The sequence below is a fragment of the Campylobacter sp. IFREMER_LSEM_CL2127 genome (assembly GCF_025771745.1).
Taxonomy (GTDB): domain Bacteria; phylum Campylobacterota; class Campylobacteria; order Campylobacterales; family Campylobacteraceae; genus Campylobacter_D.
This window is the reverse complement of sequence record NZ_JAKMQV010000015.1, coordinates 1-18488: the sequence shown is the minus strand read 5'-3', so window position 1 is coordinate 18488 and position 18488 is coordinate 1. Positions and strand designations below refer to the sequence as shown.

The following is an 18488-nucleotide window of genomic DNA, read 5'->3' as shown; positions in this document are numbered from 1 at the left end:
AGTGAGATTATTTATTTTTTTTAGATATAATCGAGCTTTATTTATATATTAAAAAAGGTTATATTTATGTTGCGCTTGTTTATTGTAAGTGTTTTGTTTTTTAATTCACTATTAGCTTTTAATGTAAAATCTTTATTTACTTATACTTTTAATGATAACATTAGTTATGACTTAGGAAAAGCTAAAGAGATATATTTTAAAAACAAATGTAATACTTGTCATGGAGAGAATGGAGAAAAAAATTCTTATGGCAAAAGAGCTCTTAAAGACTTAAGTCCAGAAGAAATCAAAGGTGCTTTGAAAGATTATGCTAATGGATATTTTAAAAATCAATCAAGCGATAATATCCAAATGAGTTTGTATGCTAAAAAATTAAGTGATAGTGATATGAACCACATCATAGCTTATTTAAAAGGACAAAATTTTTCTATAGAACTTAATCAAAAAGATCTTTTAGAAGAAGAGCCAGCACCAAAAACTAAACACAATACATTTTTAAAATAACAAAAAGGAGTTTTCATGAAAAAAAATCTACTGTTAGCTAGCTTACTTTGTGCTAGTTCAATTTATGCTGCAGAGGTAAAAATAGGGGTTATTTTGCCGCTTACTGGCGCTTTAGCAGCCTATGGTAATGATGTATATGAGGGTATTAAACTAGCCAATACTTTAAATCCAAATTTAAAAAATGGAGATAGTATTAAAATTATAGCTATTGATACTAAAGGTGATAAAATAGAGGCAGCAAATGCTACTACTAGACTTATCTCTCAAGATAAAGTTTTGGGGCTTATAGGCGAAGCTGTTACACCAAATACTATGCAAGTTTTATCCATAGCCGAAGAAAGAAAAGTTCCTGCTATAGCTCCAGTTGCCTCAGGCGATAAGCTTTTAGACAAAAAAAGCTATGCTAGTAGAGTTTGTTTTATGGATAGCTTTCAAGGAGATAAATTTGCTAATTATGCCTATAAAAATTTAAATTTAAAAAACGTGGTTGTTATAGTTGATCAAAGCAATGTATATTCATTGGGTCTAGCAAGAGCTTTTGAAAAAGAATTTAAGCAAAATGGTGGAAAAGTACTTAAAAAATTAACCATTTCTTCAGGCGATAAAGACTTTAAAGCTATTGTTTCTCAACTTAAAAGTATCAATCCAGACTTTGTTTATATGCCAATTTATCACCCAGAAGCTGCCTTAATAGCAAGACAAGCAAAAGCAGTTGGATTTAACAAACTTTTAAGCGCAGGAGATGGGGTAAACAATAAAACATTTATTGAGCTTGGTGGTGATGCTGTCAATGGAGTAGTATTTACTGATAGTTTTGATTATAACAATCCTCCAACAGCTTTGTCTAAAAATTTCATCAATGCTTATGAAAAAGATCATGGCACCAAAGAGCTTCCAGCATTTTCTGCTATGGGAGCTGATGCTTATTATGTAATGGTAAATGCAATGAATGAATGCGCTAGTAATCTTAATGCACAATGCATTAATGAAAAAATTCACTCAACTAGTAATTTTGAAGGTGTGGGTGGGGTTATAAGCATAGATGCTAGTGGTAATGCGAGTCGTTCTGTAGTTATAAAAGAAATACAAGATCAAAAACAAGTATATAAAACTATTATCAATCCTTGAAAGGTAAACTATGAAAAAAATTAGTATAGCTATATTATCTGTCATAGCTTGCAATATTATACAAGCAAAAGAAATCAACATTGGCGTAGTTTTACCTCTAACAGGTTCTACGGCAGCATATGGACAAAGTGCTTTAGATGGAGTGAAAATTGCAAATTCCATGAAAAACACTCTAAGTAATGGAGATAAAGTAAATTTAGTAGTAGTAGATACAAAAGGTGATAAAATAGAAAGTGCCAATGCTAGCACAAGATTGGTTTCGCAAAACAAAGCTTATGCGCTAATTGGTGAAATGCTAACAGCTAATACTTTACAAGTGATAAGAATTGGCGAAGAAAAAAAGATCCCAGTGGTTGCTCCTGCAGCTACTGCTGATAAAATTTTAAATAAAAAATTATATGCTAGTAGAGTTTGTTTTATGGATAGCTTCCAAGGCTCATCTTTAGCTAATTATGTAAAAAATAAACTTAACTATACTAAAGCTGTGATAATTAGCGATCAAAGCGCGGATTATTCTTTGGGTTTAACTAGAGCCTTTGAAAAAGAATTTAGCAAGCAAGGTGGAAAAATTTTAGATAAATTTAGAATCACAGCAGGCGATAAAGACTTTAAAGCTATTCTTTCACAAATTAAAAATTTAAAACCTGATTTTATTTATCTTCCAGTATATTATACCGAAGCTTCTTTATTTGCACGTCAAGCAAAAGCAATGGGTATAAATATCCCTATGGGTTCAGCAGATGGGGTGGCTGATGAAACCTTTGTTAATTTAGCTCAAGATGCTGCAGAAGGATATTTATTTACCGATAGTTTTGATTATAACAACCCACCAACACAACTTTCAAAAGATTTCATACTAGCTTATGAAAAAGAAAAACAAAGCAAAGAAGTTCCAAATTTCACAGCTATGGGTGCAGATGCGTATTTTGTGATTTTTGAAGCTATGCAAAAATGTGTTAATGATTTTAACAGTGAATGCATTAATAACAATATCCACGCTACTTCAAAATTTGAAGGTGTTAGCGGAGTAATTAGCATTGATAAAACAGGCAATGCTACGCGTTCAATTGTTATAAAATCAATAGAAAATCAAAAACAAATTTATAAAGATACGATTCTTCCGTAAATAAAATTTTAAGAGGTTCAATGGATAGTTCTTTAATTTTACAGCAAATTATAAATGGTTTTAGCTTAGGTAGCATGTATGCACTTATTGCTATAGGCTATACAATGGTCTATGGTGTTTTAAGATTGATTAATTTTGCACATGGCGATATCATGATGGTAGGTGCATACTCAGCTTTGTTTTGTGTCACAAGTATGAATGTGCCTTTTTTAGGAGCTCTTTCTTTGGCTATGTTATTTGCAGCAGCTTTAGGTATAGCTATTGATAGAGTAGCTTATAAACCTTTAAGAAAAGCACCTAGAATTTCTTTACTTATTACAGCTATAGGCATAAGCTTTTTAATACAAAATGTATTTAATGTCTTATTTGGTTCAACACCAAAATATTTTCCTGTGCCAAGCTATCTTGAAACAGTGATTAATTTTAATAATATCAGCATTAGCATTAATAGTGTTTTAGTGCCTATTTTAACATTTTTTATATTATTAGTGGTTTTATTCATACTTTATAAAAGCAAATACGGCATTGCTATTAGAGCTTTAGCTTTTGATATTCATACTGTAAATTTAATGGGAATTGATGCAAATCGTATTATTGCTATTGTGTTTGCACTAGGCTCAGCTTTAGCCGCTATTGGTGGTATTTTTTGGGCTGTTAGTTATCCTTCTGTTGAGCCTAGCATGGGAACTCTTATAGGACTTAAGGCATTTGGTGCTGCTGTTTTAGGTGGTATTGGTTCGGTTGCTGGAGCGGTTTTAGGTGGTTTAATTATAGGATTTACAGAAGTTGTTGTAGTTGCTATTTTCCCTGATCTTTCTGGTTTTAAAGATGCTTTTGCGTTTATTTTTTTAGTATTGATTTTGCTTTTTAAACCAACTGGAATTTTGGGCATAAATTTTGAAAAAAGTAGGTTTTAAGATGGTTGCAAGAAAAATTACACATTTAAGTTTTTTTATCATAGCACTTGCTTTTCTTTTTATATCTCCTTATTTTTTCAATGATTATAAAATAGGAATTTTAAGCAATATTGCTATTTTTATTATCTTAGCAGTAAGCTATAATCTTATCAATGGGGTTACAGGGCAATTTTCACTAGAACCAAATGGCTTTGTAGCTATAGGAGCCTATGTTGCAGCCTTAGTTTTACTTACAAGTGAAAGCAAAATCGACCAGTTTTCTTTAGAAGATCCAAGTAGTTTTATTTTGATGATTCACTCACCAAGTTTTATTGTAGCTTTACTTGCTGCTGGACTTTGTGCTATGCTTTTATCTTTAATTTTGGCTTTTGCAGTATTTAGAGTTAGAGGGGATTATTTAGCTATTGTAACACTAGGTTTTGGTATTATCATCAAACTTATGGCGATTAACTTTGCTTCTGTTACAAATGGCTCTTTAGGCTTAAACGACATTCCTAAACACACTACTTTATACTGGAGTGGCGGGATTGCTATATTTTCAGTTGTTATCATCTTAAACATTGTTAGTTCAAAATTTGGTAGAGCCATGAAAGCTGTAAGAGATGATGAGGATGCAGCACTAGCAATGGGTATAAACACCTTTAATATTAAAACCTTAGCCTTTAGTACTTCAGCGTTTTTAGAAGGTGTTGGAGGAGGCTTGCTAGCTTGTGCACTAGCTTCAGTTTCACCTGAGCAATTTGACTTTTTATTTACCTTCCAACTTTTAATCATCATTGTTTTAGGTGGCTTAGGTTCAACTACTGGTGCTATCATCGGGGCTATTTTAGTAATAGGTGGAAGCGAGTATTTAAGATTTTTAGATGAAAGTATGAATATTTTTGGTTATGAAACCCCTGCTATGCCTGGTCTTAGAATGGTTGTATTTTCCATTGTATTGATCTTGGTAATGCTTTTTGCAAGAAGAGGAATAATGGGAGATAAAGAATTAACAGATGTTTTGTTTAAGTTTTCTAAAAGGAAGAAAAAATGATTTTAGAGCTTAAAGAAATTCATAAAAATTTTGGTGGAGTTAGCGCTATAGCTAATACCTCATTTGCTATTAAAGAAAGTGAAATTTTTGGACTTATAGGCCCAAATGGCGCAGGAAAAACTACGTTATTTAATATTATTACAGGAAATTATAAGCCAAGTAGCGGGGAAGTCTTTTTTCTAGGAAAAAAAATTGATCATTTAAAACCACACAAAATAGTTCATCTAGGTATAGCAAGAACTTTTCAAAACATAAGACTTTTTTCAAGCATGAGTGTTTTAGAAAATGTATTGATTGGTTTTGATAAGAGTATTAAATATAATATTTTCGAAGCTTTTTTACATCTTGGAAGATTTTCCAAAGCAGAAAAAAATGCAAAAAAAGCAGCTTATGAAATTTTAGAACAACTCAATATTGCTCATTTGGCTGATGAAAAAGCTACTAGTTTAAGCTATGGTCAGCAAAGAAAAGTCGAAATAGCAAGAGCTTTAGCAACAAATCCTAAACTTTTATTATTAGATGAACCTGCAGCAGGTATGAATTCTACAGAAAGCGATGATTTAGCTGAGTTAATTTTTAACATAAGAGATAACAAAAAAATTAGTGTTTTGCTTATAGAGCATGATATGAAATTTGTAAATAAACTTTGTGATAGAGTTATGGTGCTTGATTATGGTAAGACTATTTTTGAGGGAAAACCAAACGATGCGGTGCAAAACCCTGAAGTAATTAGTGCATATTTGGGAGATTTTAATGCTAGTAGTTAAAGATTTACATGTTTATTATGGTTTGATTGAAGCTGTTAAAGGTATTGATTTTACTATAAAAACAGGAAGTATAGTTAGCTTAATAGGCTCAAATGGCGCAGGAAAAACCTCAACACTTAATGCTATGCTAAATTGTGTTAAAAAAACTGGCGAGGTAACTTTTCTAGGTTATGACACTCAAAGACATTTACCGCACACTCTAGTTCAAAAAGGTATCGCCTTAGTACCTGAGGGAAGAAGAGTTTTTATCAATCTTACTATAGAGGAAAATTTAAAAATTGGTGCTTTTAATAATGCAGAAAATTATGAGCATTTAAAAAATCAAATGTATAGGCTTTTCCCAAGATTAAAAGATAAAAAAAATGCCCTTGCAGGAACTCTAAGTGGCGGAGAAGCTCAAATGCTAGCTATCTCAAGAGCACTCATGAGTGAGCCAAAACTTTTAATGCTTGATGAGCCTTCATTAGGTCTTGCTCCAAAAATAGTTGGAGAAGTTTTTGATATTATAGTCAAATTAAAAGAAGAAGGAATCACCATTTTATTAGTAGAGCAAAATGCATTTTCAGCTTTAAAAATCAGCGATTATGCTTATGTTTTAGAAAATGGCAAAATTGCTATGCATGCACCTGCAAAAGATCTTATCGGCAATGATGAGATTAGAAAAAAATACCTTGGAGCTTAATTCATGAAAAAACAACTTTTAGCTTTTGGGGATATAAAAATTTCTATTTTTTTGTTTTTAATTTTTGCCCTATTTTGCGCCCTAGCTACTTTCATAGAAAGTGCTTATAATACACCAACAGCTTGGGCGATGATCTATGGCTCTTCTTGGTTTGGCTTTATACAACTCATACTAGGGATTAATCTTTTAGCAGCTCTTTTTAAATACAAAATGTTTAATAAGAAAAAAATACCACTTTTAATCTTTCATATCTCATTTTTATTTATATTACTAGGCTCAGCGATGACTAGATATATGGGATTTGAGGGAAATTTACACATTAGAGAAAATGAAAAAAACAATATTATTGAAACTTCAAAAAGTTATATTTACATAGCAACCTTAAAAGATGATAAAGTATATAGTGCTTCAAAATCTGAATATATTGCAACCCTGCCTTTTGTAAATGATTTTTCATTTGATTTAATCTTGCCTGATGAAAAAGCTCAAATTGCATATGAAAATTTAATCTTAGATGCAAAAGAAGTTTATATTGATGATAATAATTCTGCTCCACTTTTATCTTTAATGCTTTCACAAAATAACGAATCTAAAGAATTGCTTTTTCAAGCAGGAGATATTGAAAATATCAACGGCGTTAATATAGCATTTTTAAATGACTCTGTTCCAAGTCCTTATATAAAAATCGATAAAGATTTAAAACTTAGTGCTGATTTTGATTTAAAATACATGTCAATGAGTGATGGCAAAGAAAATATTTTAAAAGCAAATCAAAAAGCACAAGCTAAAGATTTAAGATTATATTCTTTTAATGATATTAATTTAGTGGTTAAATTTGCTTCCTTGCATGGTAAAAAAACTTTAGAAGGTATCAATCAAGCTCAAGATGAAAGCTTTTTTACTTGGTTTAAAAATAGTTGGATAGAGCTAGGACGCAATGCTTTGATTTCTTTATTTGGTGAGGCAAAATACTGGAATAATTCTTTATTAAATAATTTCAAAGATTTTGCACAAAGCACTAAATATATGCCAACTCAACTTTCAGATAATGCTATTAATGCTTTAAAATTAAAATTAAGCTATAAAGGAGAATCCAAAGAAGTTTTCCTAGTAGAATACAACTCGCCTATCCGTATTGATGTGGCAGGTCAACCTTTCTTTTTAAGATGGGGTCCTAAAGGAATAGAAATGCCATTTGAAATGTACCTAAAAGACTTTGAATTAGAACGCTATCCTGGCTCGATGTCGCCTATGTCTTATGCAAGTTATGTAGAAATTGACAATGCTAATAAGAAACTAGAATATAAAATTTTCATGAATAATGTTTTAGATTATCAAGGCTATAGATTTTACCAAAGTTCTTATGATCAAGATGAACTTGGCACCATACTTTCAGTCAATAAAGATCCGGGTAAAATTCCTACATATATAGGATATTTTTTACTCACATTAGGAATGTTTTTAAATATTTTAAATCCTCATTCAAGATTTAGAATCTTAGCTAAATTAATCAACCAAGACACCCTAAAAAAAACAAGTGCTATTTTGGCTTTTATATTAGTTTTATTTGCAGGCCAAAATACTTACGCAAATGAGCCTATCAAGGTAGATGAAGCACACGCTAAAGAACTTGCTTCTTTGATAGTGCAAAAGCCTGATGGTAGAATGGTTCCTTTTAATACTTTAGCCATGGAAGTTTTAGAAAAAATACATAAAACAACGATCTTCCAAGGACAAAGTGCTGAAGCAACAATCATATCAATGATTTTTGATGGTAGTGCATGGTATGATAAAGATATTATTTTTATGCCGAGCAGTCGTTTGGTTAATGAAGAAATTTCTAAAATTTTAGAAATTGAGCCTAGAGCCTATACTAGTTTTAAAGATTTTTTCACTACAGATTCATATAAACTACAAAAATATGTAGAAAATGCTAATAGAAAAAATCCAAACCGCAGAAGTGTTTTTGATAAAGAAATCATCAAGCTTGATGAAAGGGTTAATATTGTAAATTTAATTTTCTCAGGTGATATTTTTAGATTTATTCCTTTACAAAATAGCACAAATAATCAATGGGTAGCACCACGTGAAGCTTATATAGGATTAAAAGGTGAAGAAGGTGCAGAAGTTAAAAGTATTTTAGAAAACTATTTTAATGCAGTTAGTAATTCCATTGTACATAATAACTGGGATGAAGCAACTAAAAACTTAAATGCTATCAAAAATTACCAAGAAAAATACGGCCATGAAGTTATGCCTAGTGCTAAAAAAATTAGCACAGAAATCTTTTTCAATAAAAGTCAAATTTTTGTAAATCTTACCCCTCTTTATCTTTGTGCTGGATTTTTGCTTTTAATTATAGTTTTTGTTAAGATGCTACTGCCAAAAATACGCATTGATTTTATTTTTAAATGTGTTTATGTATTTAATATCATGGCATTTTTCATCCATACTTTAGGTTTGGCTTTGCGTTGGTATATAGCAGGTCGCGCACCATGGAGCAATGCTTATGAGAGTATGGTTTATATAGCTTGGGCTTTATCATTATCTGGAATTTTCTTTTCCAGAAAAAGCCCTATTGCACTTTCTTTAACTTCTATTTTAGCAGGGGTTACTTTAGGTGTAGCTCATCTTAGCCAAATGGATCCACAAATTACTAACTTAGTTCCTGTGTTGCAATCATACTGGCTTACTATACATGTTTCAGTTATTACTGCTAGCTATGGATTTTTAGGACTATGTGCATTATTAGGTATATTTGTACTTGTTTTACTATGCATGCTAAAAATCAATGGTAAACATAATGAAAATATTTTAAGAAATATTACAGAAGCAACAAGAATCAACGAAATGGCTATGATCTTAGGACTTTGCTTACTTACAGTTGGAAATTTCTTAGGTGCTATATGGGCAAATGAAAGCTGGGGAAGATATTGGAGTTGGGATTCTAAGGAAACTTGGGCTTTAATTAGTATTTTAGTTTATGCGGCTATTTTACACATTAGAATGGTGCCAAAATGGGCAAATCAATACACTTTTGCAGTTTGCTCTATGTTTGCATACTGGGTGATTATTATGACTTATTTTGGAGTAAATTACTTTTTAACTGGTATGCACTCTTACGCAGCAGGAGATTCAGTAAAAATTCCTGATTATGTGTATTGGGGCTTTTTATTTATGGTGGCATTAAGCATAGCAAGTTATTTCAAAAAATCTTATGCAAAAAAATTATAGGAAAGTTTTAAATGAATAATTCTCTTTTTGTATTTTTAATTATTGCTTTAGTTATTGTTATTATACTTGGAATTCTTTTAGTTTTATTTTTTACACACAAAGATAAAAACACCAATAAATCAAATATCACTAAAACTCCAAAAATAATTAACATTGAAGATTTTATATCTAAAGCTAATGATGCAAAAAATTCTCAAGAAATTCAAGCTTTGATTTTGCAGTTTTTAAATTCACAAAAATTAGGATCAAATCCAAAAGATAGCGCCACTAAAAGAAAACTTGATTTTATTAGTGCTATTTCAGCAAATGCCAATGCCACTCCTAAGAATATTTCGTTTTTAAATAATGAATTAAAAAAAAGATATAAAACTTTAAAAAACGAAATAGATGCTTATGAGCAAATAGGTTTAGCAAAAAGAAAAATGAGACAATCTTAAGGTTTTTTGATGAAAAATATTAGAAATTTCTCTATTATAGCTCATATTGATCATGGAAAAAGTACATTAGCCGATAGAATTATCAGCGAGTGTGGTGCAATTAGCGATAGACAAATGAGCGCTCAAGTAATGGATACTATGGATATAGAAAAAGAGCGTGGTATAACTATAAAAGCTCAATCTGTGCGTTTAAATTATAAACTTAATAACGAAGAATATGTATTAAATTTAATAGATACTCCAGGTCATGTTGATTTTTCCTATGAAGTAAGTCGCTCTTTGGCAAGTTGCGAGGGGGCTTTGCTTGTTGTTGATGCTTCACAAGGAGTAGAAGCTCAAACTATAGCCAATGTTTATATAGCCTTAGAAAACGATCTTGAAATCATACCAGTGATAAATAAAATAGATCTTCCTTCAGCTGATATAGAAAAAGTTAAGCACGAAATAGAACATATTATAGGCATTGATTGCTCTAATGCAATTTGTGTTAGCGCAAAAACAGGTGTAGGTATAAAAGAACTCATAGAAACCATCATCACAAAAATTCCTGCGCCAAAAACCGATGATGAAGCACCTACTAAAGCTTTAATTTATGATTCTTGGTTTGATAATTATCTTGGAGCTTTAGCTTTAGTTAGAATTTATGAGGGAAATATAGCTAAAAATGATGAAGTTTTAGTTATGAGTACAGATAAAAAACATCTTGTACAAGATCTTTTTTACCCTCATCCATTAAACCCTATAAAAACCAAAAAATTAGAATCAGGTGAAGTAGGTGTTATCGTGCTTGGACTTAAAAATGTTGCTGATGTTCAAGTGGGCGATACCATAACACTAACCAAAAATAAGGCAAAAGAAGCCATTGGTGGTTTTGAAAAAGCCAAAGCTTTTGTTTTTGCAGGATTATACCCTATAGAAACGGATAAATTTGAAGATTTAAGAGATGCTTTAGACAAATTAAAACTCAATGATAGTTCTATTACCTATGAACCTGAGACATCGCTAGCTTTAGGGTTTGGTTTTAGAGTTGGTTTTTTAGGTCTTTTACATATGGAGGTTATTAAAGAAAGACTTGAGCGTGAGTTTAACCTTGATTTGATTGCTACTGCTCCAACTGTTACTTATGAAATTTATCAAACCGATGGAGAAGTTTTAAAAATTCAAAATCCAAGTGAGCTGCCTCCAGTAAATAAAATCGATCACATAAAAGAACCTTATGTAAAAGCAACTATCATAACCCCAAGTGAATATTTAGGAAATTTAATCACTCTTTTAAATCGCAAACGTGGTATGCAAGTTAAGATGGATTATATCACCCCTGAGCGTGTTTTACTTGAGTATGATATACCTTTAAATGAAATCGTTATGGACTTTTATGATAAACTCAAATCACTCACTAAAGGTTATGCTAGTTTTGATTATGAACCTATTGAATTTAGAGTGGGTGATCTTGTAAAGCTTGATATTAAAGTAGCTGGTGAAAATGTCGATGCACTAAGCATCATAGTGCCAAATGAAAAGGCACTAAGTAAAGGCAGGGAGCTGGTAAAAGCGATGAAAGAAATCGTCCCAAGACAGCTTTTTGAAGTTGCTATCCAAGCAAGCATTGGAAATAAAATCATCGCAAGAGAAAATGTAAAATCTATGGGTAAAAATGTAACTGCAAAATGCTATGGCGGGGATATTACTAGAAAAAGAAAGCTTCTTGAAAAACAAAAAGAAGGTAAAAAAAGAATGAAAGCTATTGGCAAAGTACATTTACCTCAAGAAGCATTTTTAAGCGTTTTAAAAATAGACTAAATCCCTAGTTTAAAACTAGGGATATAAATTTATGCATTGATATCTAAAGAATTTCCACCCAATTCATTGATTTTTTGAGTTACTTTTTCAATAGCTTTATCAATTGTCTCATAGCTGATATCAGGAAGTTTGCCACCCCACATTTTTTCCGCTTGCGCAAATCCTGCTTTTAGACCTTCTAAACCTTTTTGAAGTTTTTCCATATCATCACCAGCCCCATTAATAACAAAATCAGCCAATCTTTGAGATGTTTTTGCTACACCAAAATACCCATCTTCCCCAATAAGCTCTTTTGCCTCATCAGCATTTAAACTAAGTATATCTTTACCTTCATATCCTATAACTTTAAAATCTACATTTGATAAAATAGCCGTTAAAGAATCCTTAGACTGAGCTCCTTGAAAAATCCCAGCTTGAGATAGACCATTAGATGAACTCATGCTAAATGCTTGTTGCATAAAGCTCATAGCATAAAGTTCTGTTATACCTTTTCCGCCTATGCTAGCAAGCTTACTAAGCTTATCCTCATCAATATCTTTTGTGCTATTAGCGCTTTTAGTATTGGCATCTTCAAGCTTAGTATTCGAATCAGCCTTCCTATTGCTAATCTGTGACTCCACTGCCACACGTGAATACGAATTTATTTGCATCCTTGCTCCTTTTTTTGTGGGTTTATAAAAATCGGATAAAAATTATTAAATTTTATATTAAGAAATTTATAACCGCTACTATAATATAATTTCTTTTATTTATTGTATTTTTAAAATTTAGGTGATATAAATGCTTTTTAGAGATTTTTTTATAATCATTGTTGATCCGTATTTTAAAGATATCATAGAAGGTATAGAATCTCTTTATTAAATTTATTTTATCTGCATAATCTAAATAAAATAATTTTTAATAAGGAAAACCTATGTCAATACATAATTTTTACACTACATTAAATCCTACCAAACTATTTATAAAATGCGCCCTGCCAAATATGGCTAGTATGGCTTTTATTTATCTTTATGTGATTATTGATGGAATTTTTGTTGGAAAATATCTAGGTTCAGACGCGCTTGCTGCCATGAATTTAATGATGCCTTTTATCATGATAAGCTTTGCTTTAGCTGACATGATAGCCATAGGTTCATCAGTGCAAATAGCAATTAATCTAGGTAAAGGAAAAATTGAAAAAGCAAGAGCTATTTTTTCTTTTTGCATAGTTCTTATTTTTGCAATTTCTTGCTTAATGGGAATTTTAGGATTTTTTTTAGCAAAAGCATTAAGTGCTTTTATGGGAGCTGATGAGAACATTCAAAGCTTATCTACTGAATATATGCAAATTTTTGCTGTTTTTGCACCTTTTACCATGTTAGCTTTTGCTATGGATAATTATCTTAGAATATGCGGAAAAACTTTTTATAGTATGGTAGTTAATGTTGTTACTGCTTTGAGCAATATTTTTCTTGATTGGCTTTTTATAGTGGTTTTTGATTGGGGACTTTTTTCAGCGGCTTTAGCAACTTGCATAGGTATGTTTTTAGGAAGCGTTTTGGGGATATTACCTTTTGTTTTTAAAGATTTAGTTTTAAAATTTAAAAAGCCAATAATCAAGCTACAAATACTAAAAAATATACTTTATAATGGCTCATCTGAATTTTTTTCTAATATTTCTAGCTCTTTTTATACCATCTTAGCTAATGCTTTCTTGCTTGAACTTTCTGGAAGTACAGCTGTTGCAGCATTTTCAGTGATTTTATATCTTAGTACTTTTGTTTTCATGCTAGTTTTGGCCATGTGCGATGCTATGCAACCTGCGTTAAGTTATAATTATGGACACAAAAATATTGCAAGAATTCAAGCTATTTTTAAAAGAATGTTTTTTGCTTCTTGGGGTATAAGCACAATAGTGTTTTTATTTGTTTATTTTTTCAATAACCTTATAGTAAATGTTTTCAACAAAGATAACAACCAAGATTTTATCCATATAGCACAAAATGCCTTAATATTTTTTTCTTTTTCATTTTTATTTTCCTGGTTTGGAAAACTTTGCGCTTCATTTTTCACAGCACTTGATAAACCTTTGCTTTCTTTAGGAATTTCTATTTCCCAAAGTCTTATTTTTCCATTTTTATCTTTATCTATACTAACGCAATTTTTAGGGATTAATGGAGTTTGGTTAGCTACTTTAGTGGGCGATATTTGTATGATTTTTATTGCTTCAATTTTACTATATAATACTTTTAAAAATCTAAACTCTTAGCCAAATTTAAACAAGAGTTTAGATCTTGCTTTTCACATATATATAAATTTTTAAAATTATGAAGTTTTAAAGCTGTGCTTTGACCTATAACTACAACTTTATCTTCGTTTTTTAATGCAAAAAATTTCAAAAATTGCTCTATGCTTGAAGGAGCGCTAAAGATAAAAACACTAGGATGTTGTATTTTTAACTCATCTTTTTTGGGCTCTATGGCTACATTTTCATAAACAATTAATTGTTTTAAAGAGATATTTTCATTTAATAAAACCTCATCAAGGCCTGAGCTAATTTTCTTAGCTCTTAAATAAAGACATTTTTTATTTTTAAACTCAGATAAAAACTCGCTAGCTAAATTTTTACCATAAGCTTTACTAGGATATTTGATATTTTTAAAACCAAGTTCTTTTGCAAAATCAGCACTTTTTTGCCCCACAGCATAAAGTTTAACATCAAAATTAATTTTACTTTTACTTGACATTAATGCTTTTAATGCATTCTTAGAGCTAATGATCAAGCAATCAAATTCTTTTAAATTCACTTCAAAATCAAGAAATTTGATTTCATTTAATCTTATAGTCTTAACGCCATCAAATTCTTTATCCCCTATAAAATAAATCATTATTTTCCTATAAAAGTTTTATCAAAACTTGATCTTAAATTTAAAGTTGCCATATAAGGATCACTTGTTTGCATTATTGCTCTAACCACAGCTATACCTTGTATATTACAGTCTTTAAGCAAATTTAAATTAGTTTCATCTATCCCACCTATAGCTACCATAGGTAAAGAACTTAAACTAGCAATTTCTTTTAATCCATCTATACCAAGTACAACACAATCTTGCTTGCTAGGCGTAGCAAAAACAGCCCCTACTCCAAGATAAGTAGCGCTTTGAGTGTTGGCAAGCTCACTTTTATGATTAATCGTAAGTCCTATGATTTTATCTTCACCTAAAAGTTCTCTTGCTTTTTTTAAAGGCATATCCTTTTGTCCTATATGCACTCCATTTGCATTCACAGCCATGGCTATATCGATTCTATCATTTATCACAAAAGGCGTATTATATTTTTCACACAAAGCTTTAACTTTTAAAGCAAGATTATAAAATTCTAAAGTGCTAAGATTTTTTTCCCTAAGTTGTAAAATATCAATCTTGGCTTTCAAAGAAGCTTCTAAAATATTTAAAAACTCACTTTCACTTTTCTCACCCTTGCTTGCAACAAGATAAATTTTAAATGATTTCATATTTAGCTCTTTTTTTAATTTCTTCATCATTTAAATTACTTAAAGCATCGATTAAATTCACTCTAAAACTACCACTTCCACTAGAAAGTTCTTGAGCGATTTCACTAGCTATGCCAAAACTAAGCAAAGCATATAAACTAGCTTGAAATTTATCTTCTAATGCTCCTGCAAAAACCCCACACAAAGAAGCACACATACAACCTGCTCCAGTTATTTTAGTAGCCATGATAGAGCCATTATAAACTTTTGCAATGCGCTCTTGATTTATAATATAATCAATTTTTCCAGTTATAGCTAAAATACGCTTAGTTTTATATGAGTATTCTCTAGCTTTTTCTAAAAACTCATCATTAATTACAAAAGTACTATCAACCCCTCTTGCTTTACCATCTAAACCTATAACACTAGCCATTTCAGACGCATTTGCTTTAACAATACTAATACCTTTTAGATTAAGCAATTCAAAATTAATCCCGTCTCTTGCCTTACTCACACCCAAAGCGACAGGATCAAAAACTATAGGTTTATTTAATAAAGCATATTCTTTGGTTGCTTTTAACATAGAATTTGCTACAAGCTGATTAATTGTACCTGTATTTAATACTAAAGCTGAGCTTATTTTAGCAAAATCAGTTTGTTCTTCATAAAAATCAGCCATAGCAGCACTTGCTCCCATTGCTATAGTTACATTCGCACAATCATTAGCTGTAACATAATTAGTAATATGATGAATCAAAGGATTTTTTTCTCTTACTATTTTAATCATTTTTATTCCTTATCAAATTGATAAAAATGATTTGTTGGACCACAACCTTTTCCAAGCGCTAAGGAATTTAATATAGCCCCATATACATAATCTTTAGCAAGCTTTATAGCTTCATGCTTTTCTTTACCTAAGGCAAGATTGCTAGCTATAGCTGAACTTAATGTACAACCTGTACCATGTGTGTTTTTTGTGTTGATTTTTTCTGCTTTAAAAATACTAAATTCCTTTCCATCATAAAAAACATCATTAGTATTATCTTTACTATGCCCACCTTTAATCAAAACACTTTTTGCACCTTCTTTGAAAAGCTTTATAGCAGCTTTTTTCATATCCTCTTCATTAAGTATTTTAAAATCACATAAAAATTCAGCCTCAGGTATATTTGGCGTAAGTACATCAGCTAAAGATAAAATTTCATCTTTAAAAAACTGACAATTTTCCAAAGGCATTAAAGCATAGCCATTTTTTGCAAACATCACAGGATCAATCACTACATTTTTGGCTTTAAAGCGTAATAAATTTTCTTTTACGCAAGTTGTAATTTCTTTTGAACCTAGCATCCCAATTTTCACAGCAGCTGGCTCTATGTCTTCATAAACTGCTAACATTTGCTCATCTATTATCTTAGTGGGTATATCAAAACAAGAAATCACTCTTGCAGTATTTTCAGCCACAACGCTTAAAACTACACTCATACCAAATAAATTATGCGCACTAAAGGTTTTTAAATCAGCTTGTATGCCAGCCCCACCACTACAATCACTTCCTGCTATAGTTAAGATAGGAATTTTAGTTTTTGTTTTTGCTTGTATCATTTTTATCCTTTTTTATAAAAAAGGAAAGTTTTTGCAAGAATTCAAAGTTCGCATTACCAAACTTCTCAAGGGTCGAAGTCTAACTTCCTCTCAGCAAAAGCTCCCCATTAATGAAAAATTATATCTTAGTTTTAATTAATCTTAAAAAATATTTTGAAATACTGCTATAATTTTGAAAAAACTACACAATTTTTGAGGAAAAAATGACTAAAATTATTTTTGTTTGCTTAGGGAATATTTGTCGTTCCCCTATGGCTGAATTTATCATGAAAGATCTTTTAATAAAAGCAAATTTAAACGATAAATTTATTGTTTCTAGCGCAGGCACTTCAGGTTATCATGATGGAGAGGATATGCACTATAAAACCAAAGCCATGTTAAATAGTAAAAATATCAACTCCAAGCCATTTTGCAGTCAAAAGCTAAGCTTAAAAATGTGTGAAGAAAATGATCTTATTATCGTTATGGATAATTCTAATTATAATGATGTAGTTAAAAATTTTCCAAATTTTAAACACAAAATTCACAAAATCACTTCTTATGCTTTAGAATTAGGATACGATGAAGTTCCTGATCCTTGGTATAGCGGAGATTTTAATGAGACTTATACTATACTCTCGCAAGCATGCTCTAAACTCTTAAAAACATTAATATAAAAATTTATCATTTAGATAATATTTGTACATTTTTGATTTTAATGTTATAATAAAACCAAATTTCAACATTGCAAATAAAAAAAGGAGGTTATTTAATGAAAAGTATTAAATTAAAAATTTCATTAATTGCTAATGTTATAGCTATCATCTGTTTGATAGTACTTGGAATTATTAGCTTTATTTTTACAAAAAAAGCTTTAAATCATGAGGTGGTTAAAGCTGAAACTAACTATGTAAAAGTTGCAGAAAAATCAATGAGAGATTTTAAAAGTCTCCATACTCATTCTTTAGAGCAACTTTCTCAAGCTATTTTAAGACTTCCATATAACGAACTTAATACTCAAGAAAAGCTTATGGAAAACACAGGTGATTTACTTAAAACCGTTAGAGATATAAACAGCTATTTGGCTGTCTATATAGCTCAATCAAATGGAGAATTAATAGTAAGCGATCCAGATAGCGATAGTAAAGGCTTAGACTATGGAATTTATGGAAAAGCTGACAATTACGATGCTACCACAAGAGAATTCTATATAGAAGCTAGAAAGAAAAATGGCTTATATATCACAGCAGCTTATATTGATGCAACAACAGGATTGCCATGTTTTACCTATGCTATGCCTTTAATTAAAGATGGTAAATTTATAGGGGTATTAGCAATTGATGTTTTAGTTAAAGACTTACAAGAAAAATTTAACGAATTACCAGGAAGAACTTTTGTATTTGATCATGCTTATACTGTATTTGCATCAACTGATAAATCATTAGTTGGTGGAGAGCAAAATCCAGATATAGTTACAGTAGCTAAAGCTTATGAAAATGCTGGAGATTATAATATTTTTAATTATACCACTCAAAATGGTGGCGATAGATTTGGTATTTGTGTAAAAATTGATGGTTATACAACTTGTGCTGGTGAAGATGTAGAAGTAATAGAAACACCTGCACTAAAAATAGCTTACATTCAAACTATTATAGTTATTTTTACAAGTATTGCAAGTATTGTTTTACTTTATTTTATCATCTCTTATTATCTATCACCTTTACAAGCTATACAAAATGGTCTTAGTTCTTTCTTTGATTTCATCAATCATAAAACTAAAGATTCTGCTATGATAGATGTTAAGAGT

18 protein-coding genes are annotated in these 18488 nt (G+C 30.6%); 13 read left to right on the top strand and 5 right to left on the bottom strand.

Annotation, left to right across the window (positions count from 1 at the left end):
- The first annotated feature begins 66 nt into the window (after positions 1–66).
- From L8V77_RS07275 to lepA, 10 genes are read left to right on the top strand one after another with little or no spacing between them, the layout of a single operon-like run.
- The gene (locus L8V77_RS07275; RefSeq protein ID WP_263683269.1) at positions 67–504 is read left to right on the top strand and encodes a c-type cytochrome; all 438 of its coding nucleotides are present in this window, start codon (positions 67–69) and stop codon (positions 502–504) included.
- A 15-nt stretch (positions 505–519) separates the two neighbouring features.
- Positions 520–1632 (top strand): ABC transporter substrate-binding protein, encoded by a 1113-nt coding sequence (locus L8V77_RS07270; RefSeq protein ID WP_263707352.1) that lies wholly within the window; start codon positions 520–522, stop codon positions 1630–1632.
- A 10-nt stretch (positions 1633–1642) separates the two neighbouring features.
- Positions 1643–2758: an ABC transporter substrate-binding protein gene (locus tag L8V77_RS07265; RefSeq protein WP_263707351.1), complete on the top strand. Its 1116-nt coding sequence runs from the start codon at positions 1643–1645 to the stop codon at positions 2756–2758.
- A gap of 20 nt (positions 2759–2778) precedes the next feature.
- Positions 2779–3675: a branched-chain amino acid ABC transporter permease gene (locus L8V77_RS07260; protein WP_263707350.1), complete on the top strand. Its 897-nt coding sequence runs from the start codon at positions 2779–2781 to the stop codon at positions 3673–3675.
- Position 3676: 1 nt separating this feature from the next.
- Positions 3677–4708 (top strand): branched-chain amino acid ABC transporter permease, encoded by a 1032-nt coding sequence (locus L8V77_RS07255; RefSeq protein WP_263707349.1) that lies wholly within the window; start codon positions 3677–3679, stop codon positions 4706–4708.
- On the top strand, positions 4705–5475 hold the full coding sequence (locus L8V77_RS07250) for an ABC transporter ATP-binding protein (RefSeq protein ID WP_263683264.1): 771 nt from the start codon (positions 4705–4707) through the stop codon (positions 5473–5475). Before L8V77_RS07255 ends, L8V77_RS07250 begins: the two co-directional genes overlap by 4 nt.
- On the top strand, positions 5462–6157 hold the full coding sequence (locus tag L8V77_RS07245; RefSeq protein ID WP_039618807.1) for a high-affinity branched-chain amino acid transporter, ATP-binding protein: 696 nt from the start codon (positions 5462–5464) through the stop codon (positions 6155–6157). Before L8V77_RS07250 ends, L8V77_RS07245 begins: the two co-directional genes overlap by 14 nt.
- 3 nt (positions 6158–6160) lie before the next feature.
- Positions 6161–9391 carry a c-type cytochrome biogenesis protein CcsB gene (gene ccsB, locus L8V77_RS07240; RefSeq protein ID WP_263707347.1) on the top strand — a complete coding sequence of 1077 codons (3231 nt, stop codon included), beginning with the start codon at positions 6161–6163 and terminating at the stop codon, positions 9389–9391.
- 11 nt (positions 9392–9402) lie between these two features.
- Positions 9403–9828 carry a hypothetical protein gene (locus tag L8V77_RS07235; RefSeq protein ID WP_263664243.1) on the top strand — a complete coding sequence of 142 codons (426 nt, stop codon included), beginning with the start codon at positions 9403–9405 and terminating at the stop codon, positions 9826–9828.
- Positions 9829–9837: 9 nt separating this feature from the next.
- Positions 9838–11628 (top strand): translation elongation factor 4, encoded by a 1791-nt coding sequence (lepA, locus tag L8V77_RS07230; RefSeq protein ID WP_263679687.1) that lies wholly within the window; start codon positions 9838–9840, stop codon positions 11626–11628.
- Between the two features lie 29 nt (positions 11629–11657).
- Here lepA and L8V77_RS07225 read toward each other — a convergent pair whose 3' ends face one another.
- Positions 11658–12278 (bottom strand): hypothetical protein, encoded by a 621-nt coding sequence (locus tag L8V77_RS07225; protein ID WP_263707345.1) that lies wholly within the window; start codon positions 12276–12278, stop codon positions 11658–11660.
- Positions 12279–12547: 269 nt separating this feature from the next.
- Here L8V77_RS07225 and L8V77_RS07220 point away from each other — a divergent pair, with 269 nt between their 5' ends.
- Positions 12548–13876 carry an MATE family efflux transporter gene (locus tag L8V77_RS07220; RefSeq protein ID WP_318529537.1) on the top strand — a complete coding sequence of 443 codons (1329 nt, stop codon included), beginning with the start codon at positions 12548–12550 and terminating at the stop codon, positions 13874–13876.
- Here L8V77_RS07220 and L8V77_RS07215 read toward each other — a convergent pair.
- The 4 genes from L8V77_RS07215 to thiD are packed head-to-tail and all read right to left on the bottom strand — an operon-like array spanning position 13857 to position 16699.
- Complete coding sequence (locus L8V77_RS07215) at positions 13857–14498, bottom strand: uroporphyrinogen-III synthase (RefSeq protein WP_318529536.1); 642 nt, start codon at positions 14496–14498, stop codon at positions 13857–13859. The genes L8V77_RS07220 and L8V77_RS07215 overlap by 20 nt on opposite strands.
- A complete protein-coding gene (gene thiE, locus L8V77_RS07210) occupies positions 14495–15121 on the bottom strand; it encodes a thiamine phosphate synthase (RefSeq protein ID WP_263707342.1) in 627 nt (208 codons plus the stop codon). The genes L8V77_RS07215 and thiE overlap by 4 nt, the downstream gene beginning before the upstream one ends.
- Positions 15108–15887 carry a hydroxyethylthiazole kinase gene (gene thiM / locus L8V77_RS07205; RefSeq protein ID WP_263707341.1) on the bottom strand — a complete coding sequence of 260 codons (780 nt, stop codon included), beginning with the start codon at positions 15885–15887 and terminating at the stop codon, positions 15108–15110. Before thiM ends, thiE begins: the two co-directional genes overlap by 14 nt.
- A 2-nt stretch (positions 15888–15889) precedes the next feature.
- Positions 15890–16699, bottom strand: coding sequence for a bifunctional hydroxymethylpyrimidine kinase/phosphomethylpyrimidine kinase (gene thiD / locus L8V77_RS07200; protein ID WP_263707354.1), 810 nt, complete (start codon positions 16697–16699; stop codon positions 15890–15892).
- A gap of 206 nt (positions 16700–16905) precedes the next feature.
- On the opposite strand from thiD, the gene L8V77_RS07195 reads away from it, so the two are divergent.
- Positions 16906–17358 carry a low molecular weight protein-tyrosine-phosphatase gene (locus L8V77_RS07195; RefSeq protein ID WP_263703117.1) on the top strand — a complete coding sequence of 151 codons (453 nt, stop codon included), beginning with the start codon at positions 16906–16908 and terminating at the stop codon, positions 17356–17358.
- A 95-nt stretch (positions 17359–17453) separates the two neighbouring features.
- Positions 17454–18488 (top strand): PDC sensor domain-containing protein (locus tag L8V77_RS07190; RefSeq protein WP_263707338.1); only part of this gene is annotated, 1035 nt, incomplete at its 3' end.